Raw genomic sequence first — 25,480 nt, forward strand, 5'->3', positions numbered from 1 at the left:
TTAATGGGAGGATGCGGTGGCCGGACGCCCCCGGGGCATCGACGACTCGGTGATCCTGCGTGCCACCGCCGAGGTGATCGGCCGCGTGGGTCCCGCCGGTCTGACGCTGGGCGCGGTGGCCGAGGAGGTGGGGCTGGTGCCCGGCACCCTGGTGCAGCGCTTCGGATCCAAGCACGGCCTGCTGGTCGCGCTGGCCAGGCAGTCCGCGCAGGACGCGGACGAGCTCCACCGGCGGTCGGCGGAGGGGCACCCGTTCCCCCTGGCGGCGCTGACGGCACTGCTCGTGACATCGATGGCCCCGCTGGGCACCCCGGAGAGCTTCGCCAACCACCTGGCGTTCCTGTGCATGGACCTCACCGACCCCCAGCTCCATGAGCACGCCCTGGCCATCCACCGGTCCCGGGGCACAGCGGTGCGGGCACTGCTCATCCAGGCGGTGGGCGAGGGCGAGCTGCGGGCCGGTACGGACACTGCGGCGCTGACCGGGACCATCCAGGCGATCACCGCGGGCGCCGGGCTGACCTGGGCGCTCGACCGGCGGGGCACCCTGCCGCAGCGGCTGCGCGAGGCCGTCGACGCCGTACTGCTGCCCCATCGCCCCTCCCGCAGCGACGCCAGCACCGATACGGAGGACTCATGACCGTCGTCGACAAGCCGCTGAAGGGCAGGGTCGCCCTGGTCGCGGGAGGCACCCGGGGCGGCGGCCGGGGCATCGCCGTGGAGCTCGGGGCCGCGGGAGCCACCGTGTACGTCACCGGCCGCAGCAGTACCGCCGGGCGCTCCGACCTGGACCGTCCGGAGACCGTCGAGGAGACCGCGGAGCACGTCAGCGCGGCGGGCGGGACCGGCATCGCGGTCCGGACCGACCACAGCCGCCCGTCGGAGGTCCGCGCCCTGGTCGACAGGATCGCCGGGGAGCAGGACGGACGGCTCGACATCCTGGTCAACTCCGTGTGGGGCGGCGACCCGCTGACCGACTGGGAGCACCCGCTGTGGGAGCAGGACCTGGACACCGGGCTGCGGCTGCTGCGGCAGGCGGTGGAGACCCACATCATCACCAGCCGGTATGCGCTGCCCCTGATGGTCGCCCGCGGCAGCGGTCTGGTGGTGGAGGTCACCGACGGCAACACCGCCCGCTACCGCGGCTCGTTCTTCTACGACCTCGCCAAGTCCGCGGTGATCCGTCTCGCGGTCGCCCAGGCCGCGGAGCTGAAGCCGCACGGCGTCGCGGCGGTCGCCGTCACGCCCGGATTTCTGCGCTCGGAGGCCATGCTGGAGCACTTCGGCGTCACCGAGGACACCTGGCGGGACGGCGCGGCCAAGGACCCCCACTTCGCCCACTCCGAAACCCCGGCCTACCTGGGACGGGCGGTCGCAGCGCTGGCCGCCGACCCCGGTGTGATGGCGAGGACCGGGCGGGCCCTGGCCACCTGGGACCTCTACAAGGAGTACGGCTTCACCGACGCGGACGGCACCCGGCCGGACTGGGCGGCCCACTGGGCCGACGCGCTGGAGGGGGAGTACGGGACGCTCGGGGAACCCCTGTGACTCCTGCCGCCCCGACCCCGCCACCAGGGGGCCCGGCAGGCTCCCCCGACGGGCGGGCGGAGTGGGCCCCGCCCCGGACGGGCATGAGCTACCTTGCCCAGCAAGCTGAGGGCATGGGGGCATCCGCCCCTCGACGAGGAGGCCGCAGGATGAGGTTCGGACGCAAGCCGCAGGGCAAACCGGGCGAGTGGTACTACTGCGTGCAGCACCACAAGGTGGAGGAGGGCCCGGAGTGCCCGGCCCGCGACCGCCTCGGGCCGTACGAGAGCCGCCCCGACGCCGAGCACGCCCTGCAGACCGTCGCCGAGCGCAACGAGAAGTGGGACACCGACCCGCGCTGGAACGACCGCCCCGAGGACGAGGACTCCTGAGCCGGTGGGCCCCGGGCCGCCGAGAGGTGGCCCGGGGGCGCCCGGCGTAGCGTGGGAGGCCGGGACCGCCGCCACCGTCCGAGGAGCCGCGATGTCCGCGTCCGAGGCCTTCGCCGACCGCATGGTCGGCATCCTCAATGACTCCGCTCTGGCGCTGCTGATCGGTCTCGGCCACCAGGCCGGGCTCTTCGACACCATGGCGGGTCTGCCGCCCGCCGGCTGCGCGGAGATCGCCGCAGCCGCCGGCCTCCAGGAGCGCCGGGTCCGGGAGTGGCTGGACGGCATGGTGGCCGGCGGCATCGTCGACCACGATCCCGCCGGTGGCGGTTACACCCTCCCGCCGGACCGCGCCGCCTGCCTCACCCGGGCCGCCGGGAGCGGCAACCTGGCCGGGCTCGCGCAGTACGCAGCCGCGATGGGCGAGGTGGAGCAGCGGGTGGTGGCGGCCTTCCGGGAGGGCGGCGGGGTACCTCGGTCGGCGTACTCCCGGTTCCGGGAGCTGAGGGCCGAGGAGAGCCGCCGCACCGTCGACGGCGCCCTGGTGGACGGCGTCCTCCCGCTGGTCCCCGGGCTGCCCGAGCGGCTGCGCGAGGGGATCGAGGTGCTGGACGTCCACTGCGGACGGGGCCATGCCCTCTCCGTCATGGCGCAGGCCTTTCCCGCAGCGCGTTTTCGCGGCGTGGACCTCTGTGAGGAGGACATCGCCGCGGCCCGCGAGGAGGCGGCGCGGCTGGGCCTGGCCAACACCACCTTCGACGTGGCCGACTCGGCCGACCTGGACGGCCACTACGACCTGATCACCGCCTTCGACGCCATCCGTGACCTGGCGGACCCCGCGCGTACCCTGCTCGCGGCCCGGGACGCCCTGCACGACGACGGGGTCTTCCTGATGGGCGACACCGCCCCCGCCGGTCCTCGGGAGGAGGGCGCCGACGACCCGGTCGGCCCGCTGCTCCACGGCCTCTCGCTCTTCCACCGCACGGCGGTCTCCCCGGGTACGGGCGAGGCGGGCCCGGACCCCGCCGCGGGCGGCCGGACGGCCCGCCGGATGCTCACCGACGCCGGCTTCACCCGGGTCGACACCGGCCGGGCCGAGGGCGATCTGCTCACCGTCTACTACGCGGCCCGCAAGTCCTGAGCCCCCGCCCGCCCGGCGCCCTCCGCAGCCCGCGCGGTGCTGCGTGCGGCAGGCATGGGGTCAGGGGGCCGGCTCCCGGACCGGCCGGTCCCCGGCCGTGGCGCGCTCCTGCTCGGCGCGTTCCCGTTCGGCGCGTTCCCGTTCGGTGCGCTCCGGTTCGGTGCGCTCCCGTTCGGCACGGGCCGCGGCGACATGGGGGTCGGTGCGGGAGTCGTACGCCAGCAGCCTGGGCAGTGCGGCGACCAGCGCCCCCACACCCGCCACGCACAGCAGCCCGCCGGACCAGATCGAGGCCCGGACCCCGAAGACCGCGGCCATGCCGCCCGCGCGGACCTGGCCGAGCTGCGGTCCCAGCGAGTAGCTCAGCAGTTCCACTCCGGCCAGCCGGCCGCGCAGCGCGTCCGGGATCGACTGGTTCCACAGGGTCGTCCGGCCCAGGCCGCTGACCATGTCGGCGCCGCCGGCCAGTGCCAGGAAGAGCAGCACCAGCCAGATGTTGCCGGCCAGCCCCGCGCCGGTGACCGCCGCGCCCCAGAGCCCCGCCGCAATGATCACCATCCGGCCGTGCCGGTGGATGTGCGAGGCCCAGCCGCTGGTCGCCGAGACCGCCAGGGAGCCCACCGAGGAGGCCGCGTACATCAGGCCCAGCGCCCAGGGGGCGTCCAGCCGGTCGGCGAGGAAGGGGAAGACCGCGTTGGGGAAGGCGAAGAGCATGGCGACGATGTCCACCGCATAGGTGCCCAGCAGTTCCTTCCGGCTCCAGGCGTAGCGCAGGCCCTCCGCGACGGCGCGCAGCGAGGGCCGCTCCGCTCCGGTCGGCGGCGGCACCGCCCGCAGCCGGGAGAGCAGCACCAGGGAGACCGCGAAGGTCGCCACATCCAGGGCGTAGGCCACCTGCACCCCCGCGGTGGCGGCGATCACCCCGGCCAGCGAGGGGCCCACGATGGCCCCGATCTGCCAGCGCAGCGAGATGAGTGCGGCGGCGGCCGTCAGCTGGTCATGGCCGACGATCCGCGGGGTGAGCGCATCCAGCGACGGGCGCTGCAGGCCGTCCAGTGCGGCCAGCAGGGCTATGACGGCGTAGATCGGCCACAGCAGCGGCCTCGGCAGCAGGGCGTTGACCAGCAGCAGCACCGAGAGCACGCCGAGCCCGGCCTCCGAGGCCAGCACCAGCCGGCGGCGGTCCATGGAGTCGGCCAGCGCACCGCCCCACAGGCCGCAGACGACCATCGGCACCAGCTCCACGGCGCCGAGCAGGCCCACCGCCAGTGAGGACCCGGTGATCTCCTTGATCTGCAGCGGCACCGCGACATAGGTGAGGAAGCTGCCGAAGGTGGTGATCAGTCCGGCGCTCCACAGCAGCCGGAAGTCCCGTGAGGAGTGCCAGGGGGAGAGGTCCGGGCGGACCTTGCGGGCAAGGGCCCGCAGTCGGGCGGGAGAGGGGCGTTCCGGCTGCTCAGGTGTCACGAAGGGGCATCATGGGGGCTTGCCCCCGGCCGCTGCAACCGAATTGCTTAGGGTGACCTTACCAGCGAATGGGCGGTGGGGCCGTCAACCGCTCCGCCAGCCGCGCCATCCGGTCCAGCACCCGCCGGCGCCCCTGCGGGGGCTCCTCGCCGGCGGCGGCCGTCACCAGGTGCTGCACCACGTCGAACGCCACCGCCTCCGGTTCCCCGGACGCCGGGCGCGGCACCGTCAGCGCCTCGTGGGCCAGCCCCCGCAGCTCGGGATCCCCGGTGTCCAGGGCCAGCACCGCCGCCCCGGCGCGGCGGGCGTCCTGCACCCGCTCCAGCAGCGGCGCCCCGGCCGTCTCCGGGGCCACCACCAGCAGCGTCCCGCCCCGGCCCAGCCGCTCCAGCCGCCGCAGATCCACCGCAAGATGATCGGGTGCGCCCGGCGGCACCCGCCAGCGGACCAGCGTGGGGGAGAGCTGCGGCAGGCCCGACCAGGCCGCCTCGTCGTCCAAGTGCGCCGCCATGTGCCAGGGCTCGTCGCTCTCGCTGCCCACCAGCAGCAGCCCGCCGGAGGCGGCGCCCGGCCGACGCGACACGCAGGAGCGCAGCGCCCAGCCGAACTCCCGGGTCGACTCCAGCCAGCCCGTACCCGTGAGGACCTCGCGCATCTGCGACACCCGGACCGCATCCATGCGACCCCATGCTGCCTGAGCCCGCGAGCGCTTTGGGAGGATCACGGCATGACTACACCCGATGCAGTGACATCCCCCGCCGCGGCCACCGACATCTCCGGGCTGGTCGTCGGAGTCCTCGGCGGCACCGGCCCGCAGGGCAAGGGCCTCGCCTACCGGCTGGCCAGGGCCGGCCAGCAGGTCGTCATCGGTTCCCGTGCGGCCGACCGCGCCGAGGCTGCCGCGGCCGAGCTCGGCCTCGGCATCCGCGGCGCCGACAACGCCGCCGCGGCGGCGCAGAGCGACATCGTCATCGTGGCGGTGCCGTGGGACGGCCACGGCGCCACCCTGGAGTCGCTGCGCGCCGAACTGGCCGGCAAGATCGTCGTCGACTGCGTCAACCCGCTGGGCTTCGACAAGCAGGGCGCCTACGCCCTCCGGCCGGAGGAGGGCAGCGCCGCCCAGCAGGCCGCCGCCCTGCTGCCGGACTCCACCGTCACGGCGGCCTTCCACCACCTCTCCGCGGTCCTGCTCCAGGACCCGGAGATCGAGCAGATCGACACCGATGTGATGGTGCTGGGCGACGACCGCGCCGCCACCGACGCCGTCCAGGCACTGGCGGAGCGCATCCCCGGTATGCGCGGTGTCTACGCCGGGCGGCTGCGCAACGCCCACCAGGTGGAGTCCCTGGTGGCCAATCTCATCTCGGTCAACCGCCGCTACAAGGCCCACGCCGGTCTGCGGATCACCGACATCTGACCCGTCCCGACGTCCGGCCGTCCCGGCGTCCGGCCGTCCCGGCGTCCGGCCGTCCCGGCGTCCGGCCGTCCCGGCGTCCGGCCGTCCCGGCGCCGAGAGCGCCCCGCCGCGCGACGTGCGCCGGGCCCGGTCCGCCCTGACGGGGCGGCGGTGCCGCCCGGGGTGCGGGGAGACCGCAGGGACGGCCGCGCGGCTCCACCGCGGCGGAGCGGGTCCCCGGTTTCCCGCGCCCCGGGGCGCGGGCGCGGGGCGGTCGCGCTCCCCGGAGCGGCCCTGACGCGGGACGGGGGCGGGCGTCGGGGAGAATGGGAGCCGACCGCACACCCCCGTCACCGCACGCCTGGAGTCCGCAGCCATGCCCCGCAACGCCGTTCTCGCCCTTGTCGCCTGCCTGCTGGCGGTCGCGGCCGCCGTCGTCTCCTTTGTGGAGGGCAACTGGCTGGGCGTGGTCTGGGTCCTGCTGGCGGGCGTCACCAGCAACATGGCCTGGTACTACATCCGCCGCCAGCGGGCCGCCCGCGGCTGAGGTCAGTTCTCCCAGAAGCGGAAGGCGTGGTAGCCGATCGCGGCCAGCTCCGGGGAGACGTGGAAGAGCTCCATCACGTTGTAGGCCAGCCGCCAGAACCAGTCGCCCACCGAGGTCTGCCACAGCAGCGCGAAGACCGCCAGCATGCCGAAGGGCGCGAAGGGCTCCACCGCGCGCCGGGCCTTCAGCGACAGCCAGGGCTCGATGATCCCGTAGCCGTCGAATCCGGGGACCGGTATCAGGTTGAGCACCGTGGCGGTGATCTGGAGCAGCGCCAGGAAGGCCATGGCGACCACGAACGCCGACGGGGCGTTGTCCAGCAGCCCTGCCCCGATCGGGGCCAGCAGTGCCACCGCCAGCGTCAGATTGACCAGCGGACCGGCCGCCGAGATCAGGCTGTGCTTCCAGCGGCCGCTGATCCGGTGCCGCTCGATGAAGACCGCGCCGCCGGGCAGGCCGATACCGCCCAGGATCACAAAGACCACCGGCAGGATCACGCTCAGCAGCGCATTGGTGTACTTGAACGGATTCAGCGTCAGATAGCCCCTGGCGCCCACCGTCAGATCGCCGCCGTGCAGCGCGGTGCGGGCATGGGCGTACTCGTGGAGGGAGAGCGAGACCACCCAGCCGGAGACCACGAAGAGAAAGACGCCGAAGCGGGCGTTCTCCCCGAAGCCGGTCCACACCGCCCAGGAGGAGGTGCCGAGGACGGCGAGCAGCACCCAGAACACGGGGCTGATGCGGCGGTCCTCGCTGCGCTGGCGCTGGGCGCGGGCGAACGTCATGGCGGAACGGCTCCGGGGTCGAGGAGGCGGGCAGAAGCCCCGATCATGCCTGGCTGCGGATCGGGCCCACAAGCCGCGGCCCCCGGACAACGTGTACGGAGCGGCCCCCGTTCCGGCCCGCCGCCCCGCGGCGCGCAACCCTCGATCACAATGGATCCGTGCGCTACGGCATCCTCGGTACCACCCAGGCCCACCACGACGACGGCACCCCGGTCCCGCTCGGCGGCGCCCGGCTGCGCGCCCTGCTGGCCGCGCTGGCCCTGCGCCAGGGGCGTCCGGTGCCCGTCGACACCCTGGTGGACGAGGTCTGGGACGGCGATCCGCCGGCGGACGGCTCCGGAGCGCTGCAGACCCTGGTGGGCAGGCTGCGCCGGGCGCTCGGCCGGGACGCGATCGGTTCCGGACCCGAGGGCTACCGGCTGTGCGCCCGCGCCGACGACATCGACCTGGCCCGCTTCCAGCGGCTGACCGTGCAGGCCGAGCAGGCCCTGGGCGGCGGCCGGCCCGAGGAGGCCGCCGAGCTGCTGCGCACGGCACTCGGACTCTGGCGCGGCCCCGCGCTGGCCGACCTCCCGGACCGGTCCGCCGCCGCGGCCGGCTACGAGGCACAGCGGCTCGCCGCACTCCGCGGCCGGATCGCCGCGGATCTCGCGGTGGGCCGCTCCGCCGCGCTGGTCCCCGAGCTGGAGGAGCTCAGCCGCGACCATCCGCTGGACGAGCAGCTGCATGCGCTGCTGCTCCGGGCGCTGCACGCGGAGGGCCGCACCGCACAGGCACTCCAGGCCTACGAGGGGGTGCGCCGGGCGCTGGCGGACGGCCTGGGCACCGACCCGGGCCCGGAGCTCCGGGCGCTGCACCGGGAGCTGCTGGCCCCCGGGCCCCCTGCGCCGCCGCCCCCGGCAGCGCCGGCCGTACGGGCAGCGCCGGTGGTGCGGGCAGCACCGGCACCTCCGCCCGCCCCGCAGCCGGGGGAGCCCGCCGCGGGGCGCGCCCCGGGCAACCTCCGGGCCCGCCTCACCAGCTTCGTCGGCCGGGAGGAGGAGCTGAGCGCGCTGCGCGGCACCCTGGCCGGCGCCCGGATGGTCACCCTCACCGGCCCCGGCGGTTCCGGGAAGACCCGGCTCTCCTTGGAGGCGGCGCGGGTCCAGGAGTCCTCACCGGCCTGGCCGGACGGCGTCTGGCTGGCCGAGCTGGCCCCGCTGGACGACCCGGCGGCCGTCCCCGGCGCCGTACTCTCCGCGCTCGGCCTGCGCGAGACCGTGCTGCACCACGGCAAGGTGGCCGAGGCGCTGGAGGGCCGCCAGGCGGACCCGATGCGACGGCTGGTCGAGCACTGCGCGGACCGGCGGATGCTGCTGCTGCTCGACAACTGCGAGCATCTGGTGCAGGCCAGCGCCGAGCTGGCGGACCGGCTGCTCGCCGAGTGCCCCGGGGTCAGTGTGCTGGCCACCAGCCGGGAGCCGCTGGGTGTGCCCGGCGAGACGGTGCGGCCGGTGGAGCCGCTGCCGGACCCGGCCGCCCTGCGGCTGCTGGCCGAGCGCGGCGCCGCGGCCAGGCCCGGCTTCGACCCGGCGCAGGACCCGCGGGCGTCCGCCGAGGTCTGCCGGCGCCTGGACGGCCTGCCGCTGGCCATCGAGCTGGCGGCGGCCCGGCTGCGCGGAATGACGATACGTCAGATAGCCGACCGGCTGGACGGCCGATTCCAGCTGCTGAGCAGCGGTAGCCGGGTACTGATGCACCGTCAGCAGACTCTGCGTGCAGTGGTCGACTGGAGCTGGGACCTGCTCGCCAAGGACGAGCGCGCACTGCTGCGCCGGCTCTCGGTCTTCGCCGGCGGCTGCACCCTGGAGGCCGCCGAGCAGGTCTGCGCGGACGACGAGGTGCCCACCGAGGAGGTCGCCGGGCTGCTGCTCTCCCTGGTCGACAAGTCCCTGGTGGTCGCCGACCTCGACGCCGAGGCCGGCCCCGCCCGCTACCGGATGCTGGAGACCATCCACGAGTACGCCGCCGAGCGCTTCCGGGACGCCGGCGAGTCCGAGGTGCAGCAGACCCAGGGCCGCCATCTGCGCTGCTTCCGGGAGTTCGTACGCCGCACCGAGCCACTGCTGCACGGCCCCGGGCAGCTGGGCCAGCTGGACCGGCTGGAGCAGGAGCAGGACAACATCAGGGCCGCGCTGCGCCGTGCCCTGGACACCGGGGCGGAGCAGGAGGCGCTCTGCCTGGCCCTGGGCATGAGCTGGTCCTGGTCGCTGCGCGACTACGGCAGCGAGGCCCGCGCCTGGCTGGACGCCGTCACCGCGATGGGCCCCGACCCCTTCGAGGCCGACCCCTATGCCGCCGACCCGGAGGGCACCGCCCCCGCCCCGCTGGACGCGCCGCCGCCGTGGTCGCCCGCGGTGCTGCTGGAGGCCCGCCGCCAGGCGGTGCTCTTCCGGCTGATGGCGGGGCTGGAGGACGACTTCAATGCGCGGCCCTCGAAGGACCTGGCCGAACGGGGGCGGCGGATCATCGCCGGGTACCCCCGGGAGCTGCCCCGCTCCTGCCGCTTCCCGGCGCCGCTGCGCGCGGTCACCGCCTTCATGACCGGCGACCTGGCGCAGCTGCCCGAGCTGATGGACGCCGTGGTGGACGGCTGCCGCAGGCTCGGTGCCCCGTGGGACCTGGCGTTCGCCCTGCAGTTCCGCGCGAAGTTCGGCAATGACCAGGCGGGCGGCCTGCCGCAGTCGGCCGCGGACGCCGACGAGGCGCTGGCCCTCTTCGAACGGCTCGGCGACCGCTGGGGTGCCTCGGAGGCACTGTCGGCCAAGGCCGAGGCCGCGGGCAAGCGGGGCGAGTTCGGCGTCGCCGCCGAGACCTACGCCCATGCCATCAGGCTCGCCGAGGAGCTGGGTGCCGGGCACGAGGTGCCCATCCTGCTCGTCCGCCAGGGGGAGGCACTGCTGGGCGCGGCGCCGGAGGAGGCGGAGCGGCTCATCGCGGAGGGAGTGCAGCGGGCGGTCGACCGCCGGCAGCAGAACTCCGGATCGATCTTCTTCGGCCGGATGCTGCTGCTGATCGTGGCGGTCCGCCGCCGGGACCGGGAGCGGGCCGATGAGGTGCTGCGGCTGCTGGAGGAGAGCCCGGCGATGGTGGGGCCGCTGGGGCCGCCGATCGTCCAGGGTCTGGTGGACTGCCTGCGGGGCTGGATGGACTCCCACTTCGGGGACCCCCTGGAGGGGGTGCTGATGGTGCGGCAGGGTATCGCCAGGGTCCGCCGAGCCACCGGGGACGCGGTCTGGTTCACCGACTTCATCGTGGTGACCCTGCTCTCGCTCGCCGCAGGAGGCCTGTCCCTGCTCGCCCGGCGGGGGACACATCCGGAGGCGGCCCGGCTGGGCGCCGTACTGCTCGGCACCCACGCGGCCCGCAACAGGGACGCCGGGAACAAGCTGGAGCTCATGGAGCGCGACGAGGCCGAGCAGCGGCTGCGCGCGGCCCTGGGCGACGCCGAGTACGAGTCCGAGTACGCCAGGGGCGGCCGCCTCACGGTGGAGGAGGCCGCCGCCCTGCTGGACGCCTGGTCCGGGGAGCCGGGCTGATCAGGTCCGCTTGCGGAACCGCGCCACCGCCAGCGGTGCGGTGACCGCGGTGATGCCGATCGACCAGGCCAGCACCATCAGCACCGAGTGGGCCAGCGGACCGCCGTTGAAGAGCGAGCGGCAGGCGTCGGCCAGCGCCGAGAGCGGGTTGACCTTGGTGAAGGCCTGCAGCCAGCCCGGCATGGTGGAGGGCCTGGCGAAGGTGGAGCTGCCGAACTGCAGCGGCATGATCACCAGCATGGCGACCCCCTGCACCGCCTGGGCGCTCCGCAGTGACATGCCGAGCAGCATCGACACCCACACCATCGAGGAGCCGAAGACCAGCGACAGCGCGACCGCGGCCACCACCTCCAGCGGACCGGTCTTCACCTCCAGGCCGAGCAGCATGGCGAAGCCGATCAGAATGGCGAAGGACACCAGCCCGCGGCAGGTCTCCGCCGCCAGCTTGGCGATCAGCACCGACGCCCGGCCGATCGGCAGGGTGCGGAAGCGGTCCATCACGCCGGTGGAGAAGTCGGTGTTGAGGCCGGTGCCCACCGCCATCGCCAGGTTGATACCGGTCTGGCCGAGCAGACCCGGCACCAGGTACTGGATGTAGCCGTGCTGGCTGCCGGAGAGGGCGCCGCCGAAGACATAGACGAAGAGCACCGTGAAGATGATCGGCATCAGCAGGGCGTCGAACATCGACTCCGGATCGGCCTTGATCCGCATCAGATTGCGCCGGGTGAGCGCCCCGATGTGCCGCAGATGGGCACCGGGGCTGATCCTGGCCTCGTCACGGGGGACCGGGGCGGCGAGGGGGGTGGCGACTGCGGCGCTCATACGGCGTACTCCTTCTCGGGCTGGGCCTCGGTGACGGCCTGGTCCGCCCGGTCTGCCGGGGCGGGGGTGCTGCGCTTGCCGGTGATGGCCAGGAAGACCTCGTCCAGGCTGGGCAGCCGGGTGTCGATGGCGGCGATGGCGAAGCCGCGGGTGCCTAGCACCCCGACCACCGCGGTCAGCTGCTCCTCACCGGTCACCGGCACCGACAGCAGTTCCTCGGCGGGGTCGGCGACGGCGCCGCGGATGCCGGCCTCGGTGAGGCAGCGGACCATCTCCGGCAGCTGGTCGGCCCGTCCGGGCCGGACCCGCAGGGTCTGACCGCCGACCTTGGCCTTGAGCTCGGCGATCCCCCCGGCGGCGATCACCCGGCCACGGTCGAACACGGTCAGTTCGTCGGCGAGCTGCTCGGCCTCCTCCATGTACTGGGTGGTGAGCAGCACCGTGGCGCCGTCGGCGACCATGCCCTGCACCTCCTGCCACACCTCGTTGCGGGTGCGCGGGTCCAGCCCGGTGGTGGGCTCGTCCAGGTAGAGCACCCGGGGGCGGCCGATCATGCTGGCGGCCAGGTCGAGGCGGCGCCGCATACCGCCGGAGTAGGTGCGGGCCGGGCGCCCGGCGGCCTCGGTGAGGGAGAAGCGCTCCAGCAGCTCGTTGGCCCGGGCCTTGGCCTGCTTGCGGGGCAGGTCGAGCAGCCGGCCGATGAGGTAGAGGTTCTCGTAGCCGGAGAGCAGCTCGTCCACCGAGGCGTACTGGCCGGTCAGGCCGATGGCGCGGCGCAGCTGCTTGGGCTGGCGCAGGACGTCGTACCCCGCCACCGTGGCACTGCCGGCGTCCGGCTTGATCAGCGTGGAGAGCACCCGCACCAGGGTCGTCTTGCCTGCTCCGTTGGGGCCGAGGACGCCCAGCACGGTGCCCTGGCGGACCTGGAGGTCCACGCCGTCCAGGGCCTTGGTCTTGCCGTAGTGCTTGACGATGCCGTGCACTTCGACGGCGAGCCCCTTCGAGGCGGGGGCGGTGTCGGTCGATGTCATGCCTCAACGCTGCCCGGCGCCGCCGACAGCCGGCCGGCATCCCACTGTCAGCGGGGCCCCACCGCTGTCGGTCCGCCGGCACGGGCGGTTCCACCCGGCGCCCTGCGGGCCCTCTGCCGGCATCCCGCCGACATCCCACTGGCATCCCGCCGGTGGCCCACCCGGCAAAGGGTGGTGCCCGGGGATCGGCTGCTGCCGATCCCCGGGCACCGGGGTACTGCTGTCACTGCTGGTCGTGCTTGGGCTGTGCCGCCCCTGTCAGCTGCCGGTGCAGGTGAGGGTGGGGGTGGCGTTGGTGCCGCTGTAGGTGCCCTGGAAGCCGAAGGACGTGGAGCCGCCGGCTGCGAGGGTGCCGTTGTAGCTCATGTTGGTCGCGGTCACGGCGGTGCCGCTCTGGGTCACATTGGCGTTCCAGGAGCTGGTGACCTTCTGGTCGCCGCCGAAGGTCCAGGTGACCTTCCAGGAGGTGAGCGCCTTGTTGGCCTTGACGGCCACGTCGGCGGTGAAGCCGTTGCCCCAGGAGTTGGGCGTGTAGGTCGCGGTGCAGGCGGCGCCGCCGGTGCCACCGGTGGTGGTGCCCGCCGTGGTGCCTGCGGTCGTACCCGCGGTGGTGCCAGCGGTCGTACCCGCGGTCGTACCCGCGGTGGTGCCGCCGGTGGTGGTGCCCGCGGTGGTGCCAGCGGTCGTACCCGCGGTGGTGCCGCCGGTGGTGGTGCCCGCCGTGGTGCCAGCGGTCGTACCAGCGGTTGTACCGGCCGTGGTGCCGCCGGTGGTGGTGCCGCCGCCGTTCAGGGGCGGGTAGGCGTTGGCCAGCAGCTGCTGGAACTGGGCCGAGAACCAGTGACCGGCGAGCGGCGAGTTGGGCAGAGCGCCGGTCTTGTTGTTGCCGTTGCGTGCGTTGCCCGCGTAGTTCGGGTCACACATCTGGTCGAAGCCCTTGCCCTCGTCGTTCGAGATGGCAGAGGACGCACCGTCGGACTCGCCCGGGGGCTTCACCCAGACGTAGGCGTCGATGCGGTGGCCGGAGCGGCGGTGGGGCGCTCGCCGATGCCCGCACCACTCTGGTTGCACCAGTTGCCGGCGTGGATCCGGCGGTCGAGGCGGCCGCCGTCGACATAGGCGTCAACGGAGGTCGTCGGGCCGGCGCCGGTCGGGCGGGCGGAGCCGCCCCAGCCGTTGCGGCCGGTGTCGATCAGCATGCCGATGCTGGACGAGAAGCCCGCCGAGATGGCCTGGGTGCGCAGGCCCTGGGCGTAGGACTGCTCGTCGACGTACTGGTTCCAGTCCACCCACTTCGACTGGCGCACCGTGGTGCCGTTGACCGAGTCGGTCACCTTGAAGTACGGCTCCACAGTGGCGCTGTAGTTCGCGGTGTTGACGATGAAGCCGGTCACGTTGTTCACGGTGGAGCCGCTGCTGGTGGCAGCCTTGTAGAACTCCTGGGCCGCCGGGCCGAGGTTGGAGTCCCAGCCGAGCCAGCCGTGGTGGCCCGCGTCGATGTAGTTGTAGGTGTTGCCGAGCGCGCCCAGCTTGGCCAGCGCGTACCCGACGCCCTTCTCGTAGTTGCCGTTCGCCTTCATGGTGGCGCAGGCGTCGGTCGAACCGGCGGTGCCGCCGGCGTTGGTGACCAGGTTGGGCAGCGAGTCGGGCTCGATGATGTTGATGATGCGCAGGTTGGCGTAAGCCGGGTCCGACATGATCGCGGCGATCGGGTCGATGTACTGGGTCTCGTACTTGTCGAGGTCGGTGGGGCCGAGCTCGCCGTTGGAGGCCAGCGCCGCACAGTCACGGCCGGGAAGGTCGTAGATGACGAACTGGATCGCGGTGGCGCCCTGGGCGATGGCCGTGTCCAGGTGGGCCTTGAGGCCCCTGGCACCGCTGGTGCCGCTGATGGCGGCGATCCGGTCCAGCCAGACGGCGGTGGGCTGGTTGGAGATCGCGCTGCCGCCGGGCTCGGCGGCGGCGAGGGCCGACCAGTCGGGGTTCACATAGACCTTGGCACCGACATACGGGTTGTCCACCCGTGCTGCGGCCGCGGCCTGAGCGGTGCCGCCGCTCGCGGCGACGCTGAGTCCGGACGCCAGCGCCAGTGCGCCCAGCGCGGCGATGCTGCGACGGAGACGCTTGCGCTCTCCACGCGGCGGGGATGTTGTCACATCGGCTCCTTGATGGATGGATCACCGGTCGCCGGGGGTGGTCAAGCGGCCGGCCGGGGGTGGGTGCGTCGCCACCGGCCGATGCGCCGGACTGGCAGTGCCGTGAGGCTTCCGTGGGAGCGCTTCCACAGTGCGCTGGACAACGGGGCCTGACGGTGTCGGGAGTCGAGTATCACCACGATCCGTGGTGGGCTGTGGATTCCACGCCTGCACATCGTGCAGTGCGGGAGTCGACGCAGCGACAGATGACATGAAGCCATCGTGTTCTTGGCCTGTCAATGGTCTGTGCCGAGTTCACTTGTCGAACGCACCAGTGCGCTGATGACCCGTCAGCGGGCGCCCGGTCCGCTCCCCCGCTAGAAGTCTTGACATGACCTGCCGCGGGGAACGACCATGGAATCAGTTGGGAGCGCTCCCACGATCAGGCCTTCAACGGACCCCACCACCGAACTTCCAAGGAACGGCACCGGGGGCCGGCGGAGCGACCGCCGACCCCCGGTGGACCCACTCACAAGGGCGGATCGACAGCACGGTGGACCTCAGTGGAAGGAGTGCTCCTCCCCGGGGAAGGAGCCCCCGGCGACCTCCTCGCCGAACGCGCGGGCGGCATCGCCCAGCACCGAGCGCAGATTCGCGTACTGCTTGACGAAGCGGGGCACCCGGCCGGCGGTCATCCCGGCCATGTCGGTCCACACCAGCACCTGGGCGTCGCATCCGGCGCCCGCGCCGATGCCCACGGTAGGGATCGCCAGCGAGGCGGTCACCTGCGCGGCCAGCTCGGCGGGCACCGCCTCCAGCACCACCGCGAAGGCGCCGGCCGCCTGTACCGCCTTGGCGTCCCGCATCAGCTGGTGCGCGGCCTCGTCGCCGCGGCCCTGGACCGGGTAGCCGCCCAGTGCGTGCACCGACTGCGGGGTGAGACCGATGTGGGCCATCACCGGCACACCGGCCTGCACCAGCAGCTCGATCGCCGCGGCAGTGCGCTCGCCGCCCTCCAGCTTGACCGCACCGACCCCGGCCTCCTTGAGCAGCCGGGTGGCGTTGTGCAGGGCCTGCGCCGGGGACTCCTGGTAGGAGCCGAAAGGCAGGTCGGCGACGATCAGGGCGCGCTCGGTGCCGCGCACCACCGCGGCGGAGAGCATCACCATCTGGTCCATGGTGACCGGCACGGTGCTGTCGTAGCCCAGATGGCAGTTGCCCGCCGAGTCCCCGACCAGCAGCACCGGGATGCCCGCCTCGTCGAAGACCCCCGCGGTCAGCGCGTCATAGGCGGTCAGCATCGGCCAGCGCTCGCCGCGCTGCTTGGCCGTGGCGATGTCGCGGACGGTGGTGCGGCGGTTGCGGGTGCCTCCGTAGAGGGAGTTGGCCGGCCGCTCGGAGGACTGCTGGGCAGGCTGAAGCGAAGAAGCGTTCATGGAACGGACTCCTGTGGGTGAGTGTCTCGTGGCGCCCCTTCGGGGCGTCCCCGGATCCCCTCCATGCTGACATGCGGCAGCCGGTGCGCAAAGGGCCGGGTACGGTCCCGTCGGCTGCGAGCCGCCTCGCAGGTATCTTTGCCGAGAATTTACGATACGATACGGGCGCGTATCGAAAATAGAGCTACCTTGACACCAAGGGGAAATCCGTCCCTGAAGCCATCTCATCGACGGGAACATCATGTCCACCGCTGCTTCGGCACAGCGCCCAGGCGCGCCGCGCCGGGTCCCGGAGGCGGTCCACAACCGCCGCTGGGCGATCCTCGGGGTGCTGATCTTCGCCCTGCTGGTCGTCGTGCTCGACAACTCGATCCTCAATGTGGCGATGAAGACCATCGCCAGCCCGGCCCCCACCGGCCTCGGTGCCAGCCAGAGCGACCTCGAGTGGGCCATCAACTCCTACACTCTGGTCTTCGCGGGGCTGCTCTTCACCGCGGGCCTGCTCGGCGACCGCCTCGGCCGTAAGAAGACCCTGCTGGCGGGCATGGTGGTCTTCGGCACCGGCTCGCTGCTCTCCGCGCTGGCGGCGTCGCCCGGCCAGCTGATCACCTTCCGGGCCGTGATGGGCCTCGGTGGTGCCTTTGTCATGCCGGCCACCCTCGCCATCATCATGAACGTCTTCGAACGTGAGGAGCAGCCGCGCGCGATAGGGGTCTGGGCGGGCGCGGTCGGCCTGGCCATCGCCATAGGGCCGATCACCGGCGGACTGCTGCTGCAGCACTTCTGGTGGGGCTCGGTCTTCCTGGTCAACATCCCCATCGTGCTGGTGGCCCTGGTGGGGATGGTGCTGCTGGTCCCCGACTCCAGGGACCCCCGGCCGGGCCGGCTGGACCCGGTGGGCGTGCTGCTCTCCGTCGTCGGCCTGGTGCTGCTGATCTACGGGATCATCAAGGGCGGCCAGCTGGCGGACTTCACCGCCCCGGCGGCCTGGGGCACCATCCTGGGCGGCCTCGCGGTGCTGGTCGGATTTGTGCTGTACGAGCGGCACACCGCCGAGCCGGCGCTGGACGTCACCTGGTTCCGCAATCCGCGCTTCTCGGTCTCGGTCGCCGTCATCGGCCTGGTCTTCTTCGCCCTGATGGGCGTGACCTTCTTCGGTGCCTTCTATCTGCAGAGCGTGCGCGGCTACAGCGCGCTCAAGGCCGGAACGTTGCTGCTGCCGCTCGCCGCCGCCCAGATGATCTTCGCCCCCCGTGCCCGGCTGATGGTCGACCGGTTCGGCGTCCGCGCCACCTGCGCCGGCGGTATGGCCCTGATCGCGGTGGCCTTCCTGGGCTATCTGCTGCTCGGCACCGACACCCCGATCTGGCTGCTGGAGGTGATCGGCCTGGTGATGGGCACCGGCATGGCCCATGTGATGCCGCCGGTCACGGTGACCATCATGTCCGCGCTGCCACGGGAGAAGGCCGGCTCGGGCTCCGCGATCAACAACACGTTCCGGCAGGTGGGCGGGTCGCTCGGGGTCGCCGTGCTGGGCGCCATGCTCTCCACCGCGTACCGCGACGGCATCTCCGGCCACCTCACCGCGCTGCCGCCGGGTCTGCGGGAGACCGCGGGCGAGTCGGTGGAGGCCACCATGGGCGTCGCCCAGCGGCTCGGTCCGCGCGGTGCCGCACTGGTCGACCCGGCCAAGGAGTCCTTCGTCCACGCCATGCACATCGTCGCCGGCTCCTCGGCGGCCGTGGTGGTGCTGGGCGTGGTGATGGCCCTGCTCTTCCTGCCCGGTCGGCTTCCGGCGCAGCAGCCGCCCCGGCCGGTCGAGCGGGAGACGGAGCAGTCCGACGCAGCCCCTGCGGCGAGCTCCTGAGGGCGCTCGGGGAGAATCCGCGCATGGACACCAGCAGTACGGCTCCTGAACGACCCGAGATCATGGAGGTCGGCCCCTGCGGGCGCGCCCCGGCGTGGTCGACCGCGCAGCGAGGCGGTCGACCTGGCGATCCTGGACGCCGTGGAGCGCCTGATGGCCGGCGGCATCAGCCTGCTGGAGCTCTCCATGGAGGGGATCGCCCAGGAGGCGGGGGTCGCCAAGGCCACCGTCTACCGGCGCTGGCCCAACAAGGAGGCGCTGCTGATCGATGTCGTCCGCCGGCTGGAGGAGCCCGAGCCGCAACCGCTCGGCGAGTCCTTCCGCGGCGACATGGTGACGCTGCTGGAGTTCATGCGCCGGCGGGGCCTGGCCAAACGGTCGCGCTGGGTCCTCAGGTCCGCCCTCAGCCAGATGGGCTCACTGCCCGAGCTGAGATCGCTCTACCACGAGCGGGTGGTCAACCGGCGGCGTGACCTGATCCGCCAGGTGGTGCGGCGGGGGGTGGAGCGGGGCGAGCTCCGCTCCGACATCGACCTCGATCTGCTGGCGGAGATGCTGATGGCGCCGATGCTGGTGCGGACGGTGCTCTGGGAGGACGCCCCGCTGGACGATCCCGGGCTCTCCGAGCTGATCGTGGACACCGTCCTGCAGGGCGTCGCCGCCCACCCGGCTGCCGCCGGCTGACCACCGGAAGGCGGCAAAGCGGAACCTTCCGAGCCGCTCCGAGCGTCTGTCCCGGCATACGCTGAGCCACAGCGGCGGATCGTCGGGCCACCCGCAATCCGCGCCGGCGCAGCACGGTACGGGTACAGAGCGCGGCACGAGGGATCGGTATGGCACAGGCGGCGAGGGCATGGGCGCAGTCGGACGGCGAAGGGCCGGACCGGTCAGGCTCCCGGCCCCGCCGCCCCCGCGTTCCCGGCCTGGGCCGCTGGGGCCGTGACCCGCGCGGCCGCACCACCTGGCAGCGCGGCTGGGTGGTCGCGCTGCTGGCGGTGGCCTCCGCACTGCTGATGGTCTTCCACTCCTCGGTGCCCAACCGGGTCGGCAACCTCGGCAGCCTGCTGGAGACCTTCCTGCCCTGGATCGGCCTGGCCGTGCCCGTCCTGCTGGTCTGCGCCCTGCTCCGCCGCTCCGCCACCGCACTGGTCGCCCTGCTGCTGCCGGTGCTGATCTGGGTGAACCTCTTCGGCGGACTGATGTCCGACCGCAGCTCCGGCGGTGGCGACCTGACCGTCCTCACCCACAACGTCAACGCCGGGAACGCCGACCCGGCGGGCACCGCCCGTGATCTGATCGCCTCCGGCGCCGATGTGGTGGCCCTGGAGGAGCTCAGCGCCGGGCAGCTGCCGGTGTACGAGAAGCAGCTGGCAACGGCCTACCGCTACCGCACGGTCAAGGGGACCGTGGCGCTGTGGTCCCGCTATCCGATCAAGGACGCCCGGGCCGTGGACATCAAGATCGGCTGGACCCGGGCGCTGCGCGCCGAGGTGGACACCCCGCACGGGGCGCTCGCCGTCTATGTGGCGCATCTGCCGTCGGTGCGGGTGAAGTTCGACGCCGGTTTCACCGCCGACCAGCGCGACAACAGCGCCCAGGCCCTGGGCGAGGCCATCGCCGACGAACCGCTGGAGCGGGTGGTCCTGCTGGGCGACCTCAACGGCACCATGAACGACCGCAGCCTGGCCAACATCACCTCGCAGATGCGCTCGGCCCAGGGCGCCGCCGGCGACGGCATGGGCTTCAGCTGGCCGGCGTCCTTCCCGATGGCCAGGATCGACCAGATCATGACCAAGGGCGTCACCCCGACCAGCTCCTGGGTCCTCCCCGCCACCGGCAGCGACCACCTCCCCGTCGCGGCCGGCCTCCGCCTCTGAGCGCGGCCCCCGGGGCGGGCAGCCCTTCCCGGGCCGAGACGGCGGTGCGCAGCACCTCGTGACGTTCCAGGAGCCCGCGCGGCGCCCGGCCGCGCTCCCCCGGGGGATCGCGCGGCCGTGGGCGACCGGACGGTCAGCCGCGCCGCCAGCGGTTGGTGATGGGCAGGCGGCGGTCGCGGCCGAAGGCCTTGAGCGAGATCTTCGGGCCCGGCGGGTACTGGCGGCGCTTGTACTCCGCCGTGTCCACCAGCCGCACCACCCGGTCCACCACGGCCGGGTCGAAGCCCGCCGCCACGATGGCGTCCCGTCCGTGGTCGTTCTCGATGTACGCCTCCAGGATCGCGTCCAGCAGGTCGTAGTCGGGCAGCGAGTCGGTGTCCACCTGCCCCGGGCGCAGCTCGGCGCTGGGCGGCTTGGCGATGGAGTTCTCCGGGATCGGCGGGGTCTCGCCGCGCTCCTCGGCCGCCTTGTTGCGCCACCGGGCGAGGCGGAAGATCAGGGTCTTGTAGACGTCCTTGATCGGACCGAAGGCGCCCACCGAGTCGCCGTAGAGGGTGGAGTAGCCAACGGCCAGCTCGCTCTTGTTGCCGGGGGCCAGAACGATGTGGCCCTCCTGGTTGGAGACGGCCATCAGCAGGGTGCCGCGCAGCCGCGACTGGAGGTTCTCCTCGGCCAGGCCGGTGAGGCCCAGCTGCCCCATGTAGGCGTCGAACATGGGGGCGATGGGGACCGTCCGGAAGTGCAGGCCCGTGCGGCGGGCCAGCTCGGCTGCGTCGTCGCGGGAGTGCTGCGAGGAGTAGGCGCTGGGCATGGAGATGCCGTACACGTTCTCGGCGCCGACGGCGTCCACCGCGATGGCCGCCACCAGCGCCGAGTCGATGCCGCCGGAGAGGCCGATGAGCACCGAGCGGAAGCCGTTCTTCTGCACATAGGCGCGGGTGCCGGTGACCAGGGCCGCGTAGATCTCCTCCTCGTCGCCCATCCGCGGCGCCACACCCTGCACCACCGGGTGCTCGGGCGCGGGCAGCGGCTCGCTGCTGAGCACGGTGCGCTCCACCCGCAGTCCGTCGGCGACCGGTTCGCCGGGGGAGCCCGCTTCGGCCTCGGCGGCGGGGAGGTCCAGGTCGACCAGGATGCAGCCCTCCGCGAACTGCGGGGCCCGGGCCAGCACCTCCCCGGCGGCGTCCACCACGATGGAGTCGCCGTCGAAGACCAGCTCGTCCTGGGCGCCCACCATGTTGAGGTACGCCAGGGTGCAGCCCGCCTCGGCGGCACGGCGGCGCACCAGCTCCAGGCGGACGTCGTCCTTCTCCCGCTCGTAGGGGGAGCCGTTGACCGCCAGCAGCAGCCCGGCGCCGGCCTGCCCGGCGGCGGTTGCCCGGCCGCCGTCCTGCCAGATGTCCTCGCAGATCGCCAGCGCCACATCCACACCGTGCACCCGGACCACCGAGAGCTGGTCGCCCGGAACGAAGTAGCGGTACTCGTCGAAGACGCCGTAGTTGGGCAGGTAGTGCTTGGCGAAGCGGGTGGCCACCCGGCCGTCGTGCAGGACCGCGGCGCAGTTCTGCGGCGCCTCCTCGGCGGAGCGCCCGAGGTAGCCGACCACGACCGGGACGTCCCCCAGCCCCTCGGCGGCCAGCCGGGCGGCCAGCTCCACCAGGGCGTCGCGGGAGGCCTGGACGAAGGACCGGCGCAGTGCCAGGTCCTCCACCGGGTAGCCGGTCAGCGCCATCTCGGGGAAGGCCACCAGCTGGGCCCCCCGCTCGGCGGCGTGCCGGGTCCAGCGCACGACCTCGTCGCAGTTGCGGGCGATGTCGCCGACATAGGGATCGATCTGGCTCAGTGCGAGACGTAGATGAGGCACACCCCCAGCCTAATCGTCTCTTCGACGCTATGTCTGCCGGGCCCTCCTCCGCCGGGCCGCCGCGGGTATCCCGGCGGCCCTGCCGCGGGGCCGCCGCGGGTGTCCCGGCAGCCCTGCCGCGGAGCGGACCGTCACCCGGCCGGCTGCGCATGGATCGCGTACGCCCCCGGGCCGGGACAGCCTGGGCATGAAGGGTGCCGCCGCAGGGGCGTCACCCCCTGCGGAGGAGAAGGACGGATGCAGCAGAGCCGGAAGCGTTCAGCCGGAGCGACGGCGGTGGCGGTGCTTGCGGCGGGCGCCCTTGCGCTGGGCACCGCCGGATGCAGCAGCAGCACCAAGAAAGCGGACAGCTCGGCCACGGAGCAGTCGAGCCTGCCCGCAGCCCAGGCGACCGCTGCTGCCTCTTCGCTCGCCGAGGCGCCGACCAGTGTTCCGACGGACGACATGTCCCCCGGGCAGTCGGGCATGTCGACCGCCACGTCCGCGACGGGCAGCCCCGGTGCCGAGACCGGATCGGCGGCGGCCACGTCCTCGGCCTCGCTCGACGCCGCGGCAGCGGAGGCACAGTCCAAGCTGGCCGCGGTGGGCGGAGCTGGGAACGCCACCTCCGACGCCACCGTGCAGGCAGTCTCGGCGGGTTCCGCCGCAGGCCGCGCCTCGGTCCGGCTGAAGATCGCCAACAGCCAGGCCAAGCCCGCCGACTACGCGGTGCAGGTGCAGTTCCTGGACAGCTCCGGCAAGCAGGTGGGCACCGGCTACGCCGTCACCAGGCAGGTGCCGGCCGGGCAGTCGCAGCAGCTCGTGGTGTTCAGCCAGGAGCAGCTGAAGGGCCCGCTCACCGCCAAGATCGTCAAGGTCCAGCGCTCCTGAACCCGACCCCGATCCATGTCACCGCCCCGCCCCGCCGTCCACCTGGCGGCGGGGCGGTCGCATTGCATCTGCATCCCGGCTGCTCCCGGATGTTCGAGCGGGGTGCTGATCCGCCATGATGGGGGCGGAGCTTCCGGCACATCCCACCCGGGGTCCCCCCTTGCGTAACACGAACGTAAAGAGCAGAGGTGAGACTGTCCTCATGGGCAAGCAGCAGGAGTTCGTGCTCCGGACGCTCGAAGAGCGTGACATCCGATTCGTGCGGCTGTGGTTCACCGACGTGCTCGGGTTCCTGAAGTCGGTGGCGGTCGCACCCGCCGAGCTGGAGCAGGCCTTCGAGGAGGGCATCGGCTTCGACGGCTCGGCCATCGAGGGCTTCGCCCGGGTCTACGAGTCCGACATGATCGCCAAGCCGGACCCCACCACCTTCCAGATACTGCCGTGGCGCTCCGAGGCCCCGGGCACCGCGCGGATGTTCTGCGACATCCTGATGCCGGACGGTTCGCCGTCCTACGCGGACCCGCGCTATGTCCTCAAGCGGACCCTGGAGAAGGCGTCCAACCTGGGCTTCACCTTCTACACCCACCCGGAGATCGAGTTCTTCCTGCTGAAGAACCAGCCGACGGACGGCACCCCGCCCATCCCGGCGGACCACTCCGGGTACTTCGACCACACGCCGCGCGGCATCGGCCACGACTTCCGCCGCCAGGCCATCACCATGCTGGAGTCCATGGGCATCTCGGTGGAGTTCTCCCACCACGAGGGCGCCCCGGGCCAGCAGGAGATCGACCTGCGCTATGCGGACGCGCTCTCCACCGCGGACAACATCATGACCTTCCGGCTGGTGATGAAGGAGGTCGCGCTGGAGCAGGGCGTCCACGCCACCTTCATGCCCAAGCCGTTCTCCAACGTCCCCGGTTCCGGCATGCACAGCCATGTCTCGCTCTTCGAGGGCGACCGCAACGCCTTCCACGAGTCGGGCGCCGAGTTCCAGCTCTCCAAGGTCGGCCGCTCCTTCATCGCCGGTCTGCTGCGGCATGCCGCCGAGACCTCCGCGGTCACCAACCAGTGGGTCAACTCCTACAAGCGCATCTGGGGCGGCTCCCAGCGCACCGCCGGCGCCGGCGGCGAGGCCCCCTCGTACATCTGCTGGGGCCACAACAACCGCTCCGCGCTCATCCGGGTCCCCATGTACAAGCCCGGCAAGCAGGGCTCCACCAGGGTCGAGGTCCGCTCCCTGGACACCGGCTGCAACCCCTACCTGGCCTACGCGGTGATCCTGGCCGCCGGACTCAAGGGCATCCAGGAGGGCTACGAGCTCCCCGCCGGCGCCGACGACGACGTCTGGGCGCTCACCGACGCCGAGCGCCGGGCCCTCGGCATCGAGCCGCTCCCGCAGAACCTCGGCGAGGCCATCGACCTGATGGAGCGCAGCGAGCTGGTGGCGGAGACGCTGGGCGAGCATGTCTTCGACTTCTTCCTGCGCAACAAGCGCCAGGAGTGGGAGGAGTACCGCTCCGAGGTCACCCCGTTCGAGCTGCGCAAGTCCCTGCCGGTGCTGTAGGCGCAGGTCAGGAGCGCATCGCCCTGACGAGCAGAGGCCCGTGGCCGACCGCGTGCGCGGTCGGCCACGGGCCGTTCCACTGTTCCTGGGCCGTCTCTGGGCCGTCGGGGCGTTCCGTGAGGCACGTAGACCCGATCCACGGCTCGACGCCCGTCCCTTGCTGGGTCCTGCTCCACATGATCGAGGAAACAGCCCGGCACGCCGGCCACGCCGACATCATTCGCGAGACCCTCGACGGCAGCCGTGGCATCTGAGGAGGTATCGCCCGATGAGTGCGCCGGACGCGGCTGCCCGACCGTGGACGCGTCGTGGGGCGGGACCGGTTGTCAGCCGGGCAGGATGCGGCCGTCGCCCAGTTCGACGACGCGGTCGGCGAGTTCCATCAGCTGGGGGTCGTGGGTGGCCACCAGGGCGGTGACCCCCTCGCTGCGGACGACGGCGCGCAGCAGCTGCATGACGGACTGTCCGGTGGCGGAGTCCAGCTGGCCGGTGGGCTCGTCGGCGATGATCAGGGCGGGCTCGTTCGCCAGTGCCCTGGCGATGGCGACGCGCTGCTGCTGACCGCCGGAGAGCTCACCCGGACGCTGGGCGGCGTGGTCGTCCAGGCCGACCAGCGCCAGCAGTTCCCGCACCCGCTCCTCACGACGGCGGGCCGGGATGCGGCGCAGGCGCAACGGGATGCCCACGTTCTCGGCGGCGGTGAGGACCGGGATCAACCCGAAGCTCTGGAAGACGAAGCCGATCCGGTCCCGGCGCAGGCCGAGCAGTTCGTCCTCGCCGAGCCCGGAGAGATCCAGGCCGTCGAGCAGGATCCGCCCGGAATCGGGCCGGTCCAGGCCGCCGACCAGGTTCAGCAGCGTGGTCTTGCCGGAGCCGGACCGGCCCTTGAGCGCGGTCAGTTCGCCCCGTCGTGCGGTGAACGACACCCCGCGCAGGGCGTGGACCGCGGTGCGTCCGCTGCCGAAGGACCTGTGGACATCCTCGACGGCGACCACGGGCGCGGCGGATCCGGCGGCCGGGGCCGCGTGTTCGGGCGCAGTGCTGCTCACCGGATGTCCCCCCGTCAGTGGCCGCTGGGCGCTGTGCCACTGGAGCAGCGTAGCGCTCACCGGTTGTCCACAGGGTGGTTGCGTTGTGGGCGAGGTATGGCAGGATCCACACCTCGACATCGTGCACGAAGAATC

General features: G+C 72.8%; 20 protein-coding genes and 2 pseudogenes. 13 read left to right on the plus strand and 9 right to left on the minus strand.

Annotation, left to right across the window (positions count from 1 at the left end; translation table 11 throughout):
* Positions 1–16 precede the first annotated feature (16 nt).
* The 4 genes from AB0761_RS27620 to AB0761_RS27635 all read left to right on the plus strand — a co-directional run bounded on the left by AB0761_RS27620 (position 17) and on the right by AB0761_RS27635 (position 3,057).
* Positions 17–640 (plus strand): TetR/AcrR family transcriptional regulator, encoded by a 624-nt coding sequence (locus AB0761_RS27620; RefSeq protein ID WP_377271837.1) that lies wholly within the window; start codon positions 17–19, stop codon positions 638–640.
* Positions 637–1,548: an SDR family oxidoreductase gene (locus AB0761_RS27625; RefSeq protein ID WP_377271838.1), complete on the plus strand. Its 912-nt coding sequence runs from the start codon at positions 637–639 to the stop codon at positions 1,546–1,548. The genes AB0761_RS27620 and AB0761_RS27625 overlap by 4 nt, the downstream gene beginning before the upstream one ends.
* 149 nt (positions 1,549–1,697) lie before the next feature.
* A complete protein-coding gene (locus AB0761_RS27630) occupies positions 1,698–1,919 on the plus strand; it encodes a hypothetical protein (RefSeq protein WP_377271839.1) in 222 nt (73 codons plus the stop codon).
* Positions 1,920–2,010: 91 nt separating this feature from the next.
* Positions 2,011–3,057 carry a class I SAM-dependent methyltransferase gene (locus AB0761_RS27635; protein ID WP_377271840.1) on the plus strand — a complete coding sequence of 349 codons (1,047 nt, stop codon included), beginning with the start codon at positions 2,011–2,013 and terminating at the stop codon, positions 3,055–3,057.
* A 60-nt stretch (positions 3,058–3,117) separates the two neighbouring features.
* Here the strand turns inward: AB0761_RS27635 and AB0761_RS27640 are convergent, their stop codons facing one another.
* Entirely contained in the window at positions 3,118–4,524 is a 1,407-nt protein-coding gene (locus tag AB0761_RS27640; protein WP_377271841.1) for an MFS transporter, read from the minus strand.
* Between the two features lie 58 nt (positions 4,525–4,582).
* Positions 4,583–5,203, minus strand: a complete 621-nt coding sequence (locus AB0761_RS27645; protein ID WP_377271842.1) for a hypothetical protein — start codon at positions 5,201–5,203, stop codon at positions 4,583–4,585.
* 48 nt (positions 5,204–5,251) lie between these two features.
* On the opposite strand from AB0761_RS27645, the gene npdG reads away from it, so the two are divergent.
* Positions 5,252–5,941: an NADPH-dependent F420 reductase gene (gene npdG, locus AB0761_RS27650; RefSeq protein ID WP_377271843.1), complete on the plus strand. Its 690-nt coding sequence runs from the start codon at positions 5,252–5,254 to the stop codon at positions 5,939–5,941.
* Positions 5,942–6,296: 355 nt separating this feature from the next.
* Positions 6,297–6,467, plus strand: coding sequence for a hypothetical protein (locus AB0761_RS27655; protein ID WP_377271844.1), 171 nt, complete (start codon positions 6,297–6,299; stop codon positions 6,465–6,467).
* 2 nt (positions 6,468–6,469) lie between these two features.
* Here the strand turns inward: AB0761_RS27655 and AB0761_RS27660 are convergent, their stop codons facing one another.
* A complete protein-coding gene (locus AB0761_RS27660) occupies positions 6,470–7,252 on the minus strand; it encodes a site-2 protease family protein (RefSeq protein WP_377271845.1) in 783 nt (260 codons plus the stop codon).
* 158 nt (positions 7,253–7,410) lie between these two features.
* Between AB0761_RS27660 and AB0761_RS27665 the strand changes: the two genes are divergently transcribed.
* On the plus strand, positions 7,411–10,830 hold the full coding sequence (locus tag AB0761_RS27665) for a BTAD domain-containing putative transcriptional regulator (protein WP_377271846.1): 3,420 nt from the start codon (positions 7,411–7,413) through the stop codon (positions 10,828–10,830).
* Here the strand turns inward: AB0761_RS27665 and AB0761_RS27670 are convergent, their stop codons facing one another.
* The 4 genes and pseudogenes from AB0761_RS27670 to panB all read right to left on the minus strand — a co-directional run bounded on the left by AB0761_RS27670 (position 10,831) and on the right by panB (position 16,254).
* Complete coding sequence (locus AB0761_RS27670) at positions 10,831–11,652, minus strand: ABC transporter permease (protein WP_377271847.1); 822 nt, start codon at positions 11,650–11,652, stop codon at positions 10,831–10,833.
* The gene (locus AB0761_RS27675; protein ID WP_377271848.1) at positions 11,649–12,683 is read right to left on the minus strand and encodes an ATP-binding cassette domain-containing protein; all 1,035 of its coding nucleotides are present in this window, start codon (positions 12,681–12,683) and stop codon (positions 11,649–11,651) included. The genes AB0761_RS27670 and AB0761_RS27675 overlap by 4 nt, the downstream gene beginning before the upstream one ends.
* Before the next feature lie 258 nt (positions 12,684–12,941).
* Positions 12,942–14,767 (minus strand): annotated as a pseudogene (locus AB0761_RS27680) (glycoside hydrolase family 6 protein).
* A gap of 611 nt (positions 14,768–15,378) precedes the next feature.
* Positions 15,379–16,254 (minus strand): 3-methyl-2-oxobutanoate hydroxymethyltransferase, encoded by an 876-nt coding sequence (gene panB, locus AB0761_RS27685; RefSeq protein ID WP_377271849.1) that lies wholly within the window; start codon positions 16,252–16,254, stop codon positions 15,379–15,381.
* A 241-nt stretch (positions 16,255–16,495) separates the two neighbouring features.
* On the opposite strand from panB, the gene AB0761_RS27690 reads away from it, so the two are divergent.
* The 3 genes from AB0761_RS27690 to AB0761_RS27700 all read left to right on the plus strand — a co-directional run bounded on the left by AB0761_RS27690 (position 16,496) and on the right by AB0761_RS27700 (position 19,998).
* Entirely contained in the window at positions 16,496–18,121 is a 1,626-nt protein-coding gene (locus tag AB0761_RS27690; RefSeq protein ID WP_377271850.1) for an MFS transporter, read from the plus strand.
* 141 nt (positions 18,122–18,262) lie between these two features.
* A complete protein-coding gene (locus tag AB0761_RS27695) occupies positions 18,263–18,805 on the plus strand; it encodes a TetR/AcrR family transcriptional regulator (RefSeq protein ID WP_377271851.1) in 543 nt (180 codons plus the stop codon).
* 149 nt (positions 18,806–18,954) lie between these two features.
* The gene (locus AB0761_RS27700; RefSeq protein ID WP_377271852.1) at positions 18,955–19,998 is read left to right on the plus strand and encodes an endonuclease/exonuclease/phosphatase family protein; all 1,044 of its coding nucleotides are present in this window, start codon (positions 18,955–18,957) and stop codon (positions 19,996–19,998) included.
* 133 nt (positions 19,999–20,131) lie between these two features.
* Here AB0761_RS27700 and AB0761_RS27705 read toward each other — a convergent pair whose 3' ends face one another.
* Complete coding sequence (locus AB0761_RS27705) at positions 20,132–21,862, minus strand: NAD+ synthase (protein WP_377271853.1); 1,731 nt, start codon at positions 21,860–21,862, stop codon at positions 20,132–20,134.
* 237 nt (positions 21,863–22,099) lie between these two features.
* Here AB0761_RS27705 and AB0761_RS27710 point away from each other — a divergent pair, with 237 nt between their 5' ends.
* From AB0761_RS27710 to AB0761_RS27720, 3 genes and pseudogenes are all read left to right on the plus strand, one after another.
* Positions 22,100–22,732: a hypothetical protein gene (locus AB0761_RS27710; protein WP_377271854.1), complete on the plus strand. Its 633-nt coding sequence runs from the start codon at positions 22,100–22,102 to the stop codon at positions 22,730–22,732.
* A 202-nt stretch (positions 22,733–22,934) separates the two neighbouring features.
* Entirely contained in the window at positions 22,935–24,296 is a 1,362-nt protein-coding gene (locus tag AB0761_RS27715; protein ID WP_377271855.1) for a glutamine synthetase family protein, read from the plus strand.
* Positions 24,297–24,457: 161 nt separating this feature from the next.
* Positions 24,458–24,550: pseudogene (locus AB0761_RS27720) on the plus strand (DUF664 domain-containing protein); the annotation flags it as partial.
* 72 nt (positions 24,551–24,622) lie between these two features.
* Here AB0761_RS27720 and AB0761_RS27725 read toward each other — a convergent pair.
* The gene (locus AB0761_RS27725) at positions 24,623–25,345 is read right to left on the minus strand and encodes an ABC transporter ATP-binding protein (RefSeq protein WP_377271856.1); all 723 of its coding nucleotides are present in this window, start codon (positions 25,343–25,345) and stop codon (positions 24,623–24,625) included.
* Positions 25,346–25,480 lie beyond the last annotated feature (135 nt).

The sequence above is a fragment of the Peterkaempfera podocarpi genome, assembly GCF_042466665.1.
Classification (GTDB): Bacteria; Actinomycetota; Actinomycetes; order Streptomycetales; family Streptomycetaceae; genus Peterkaempfera; species Peterkaempfera podocarpi.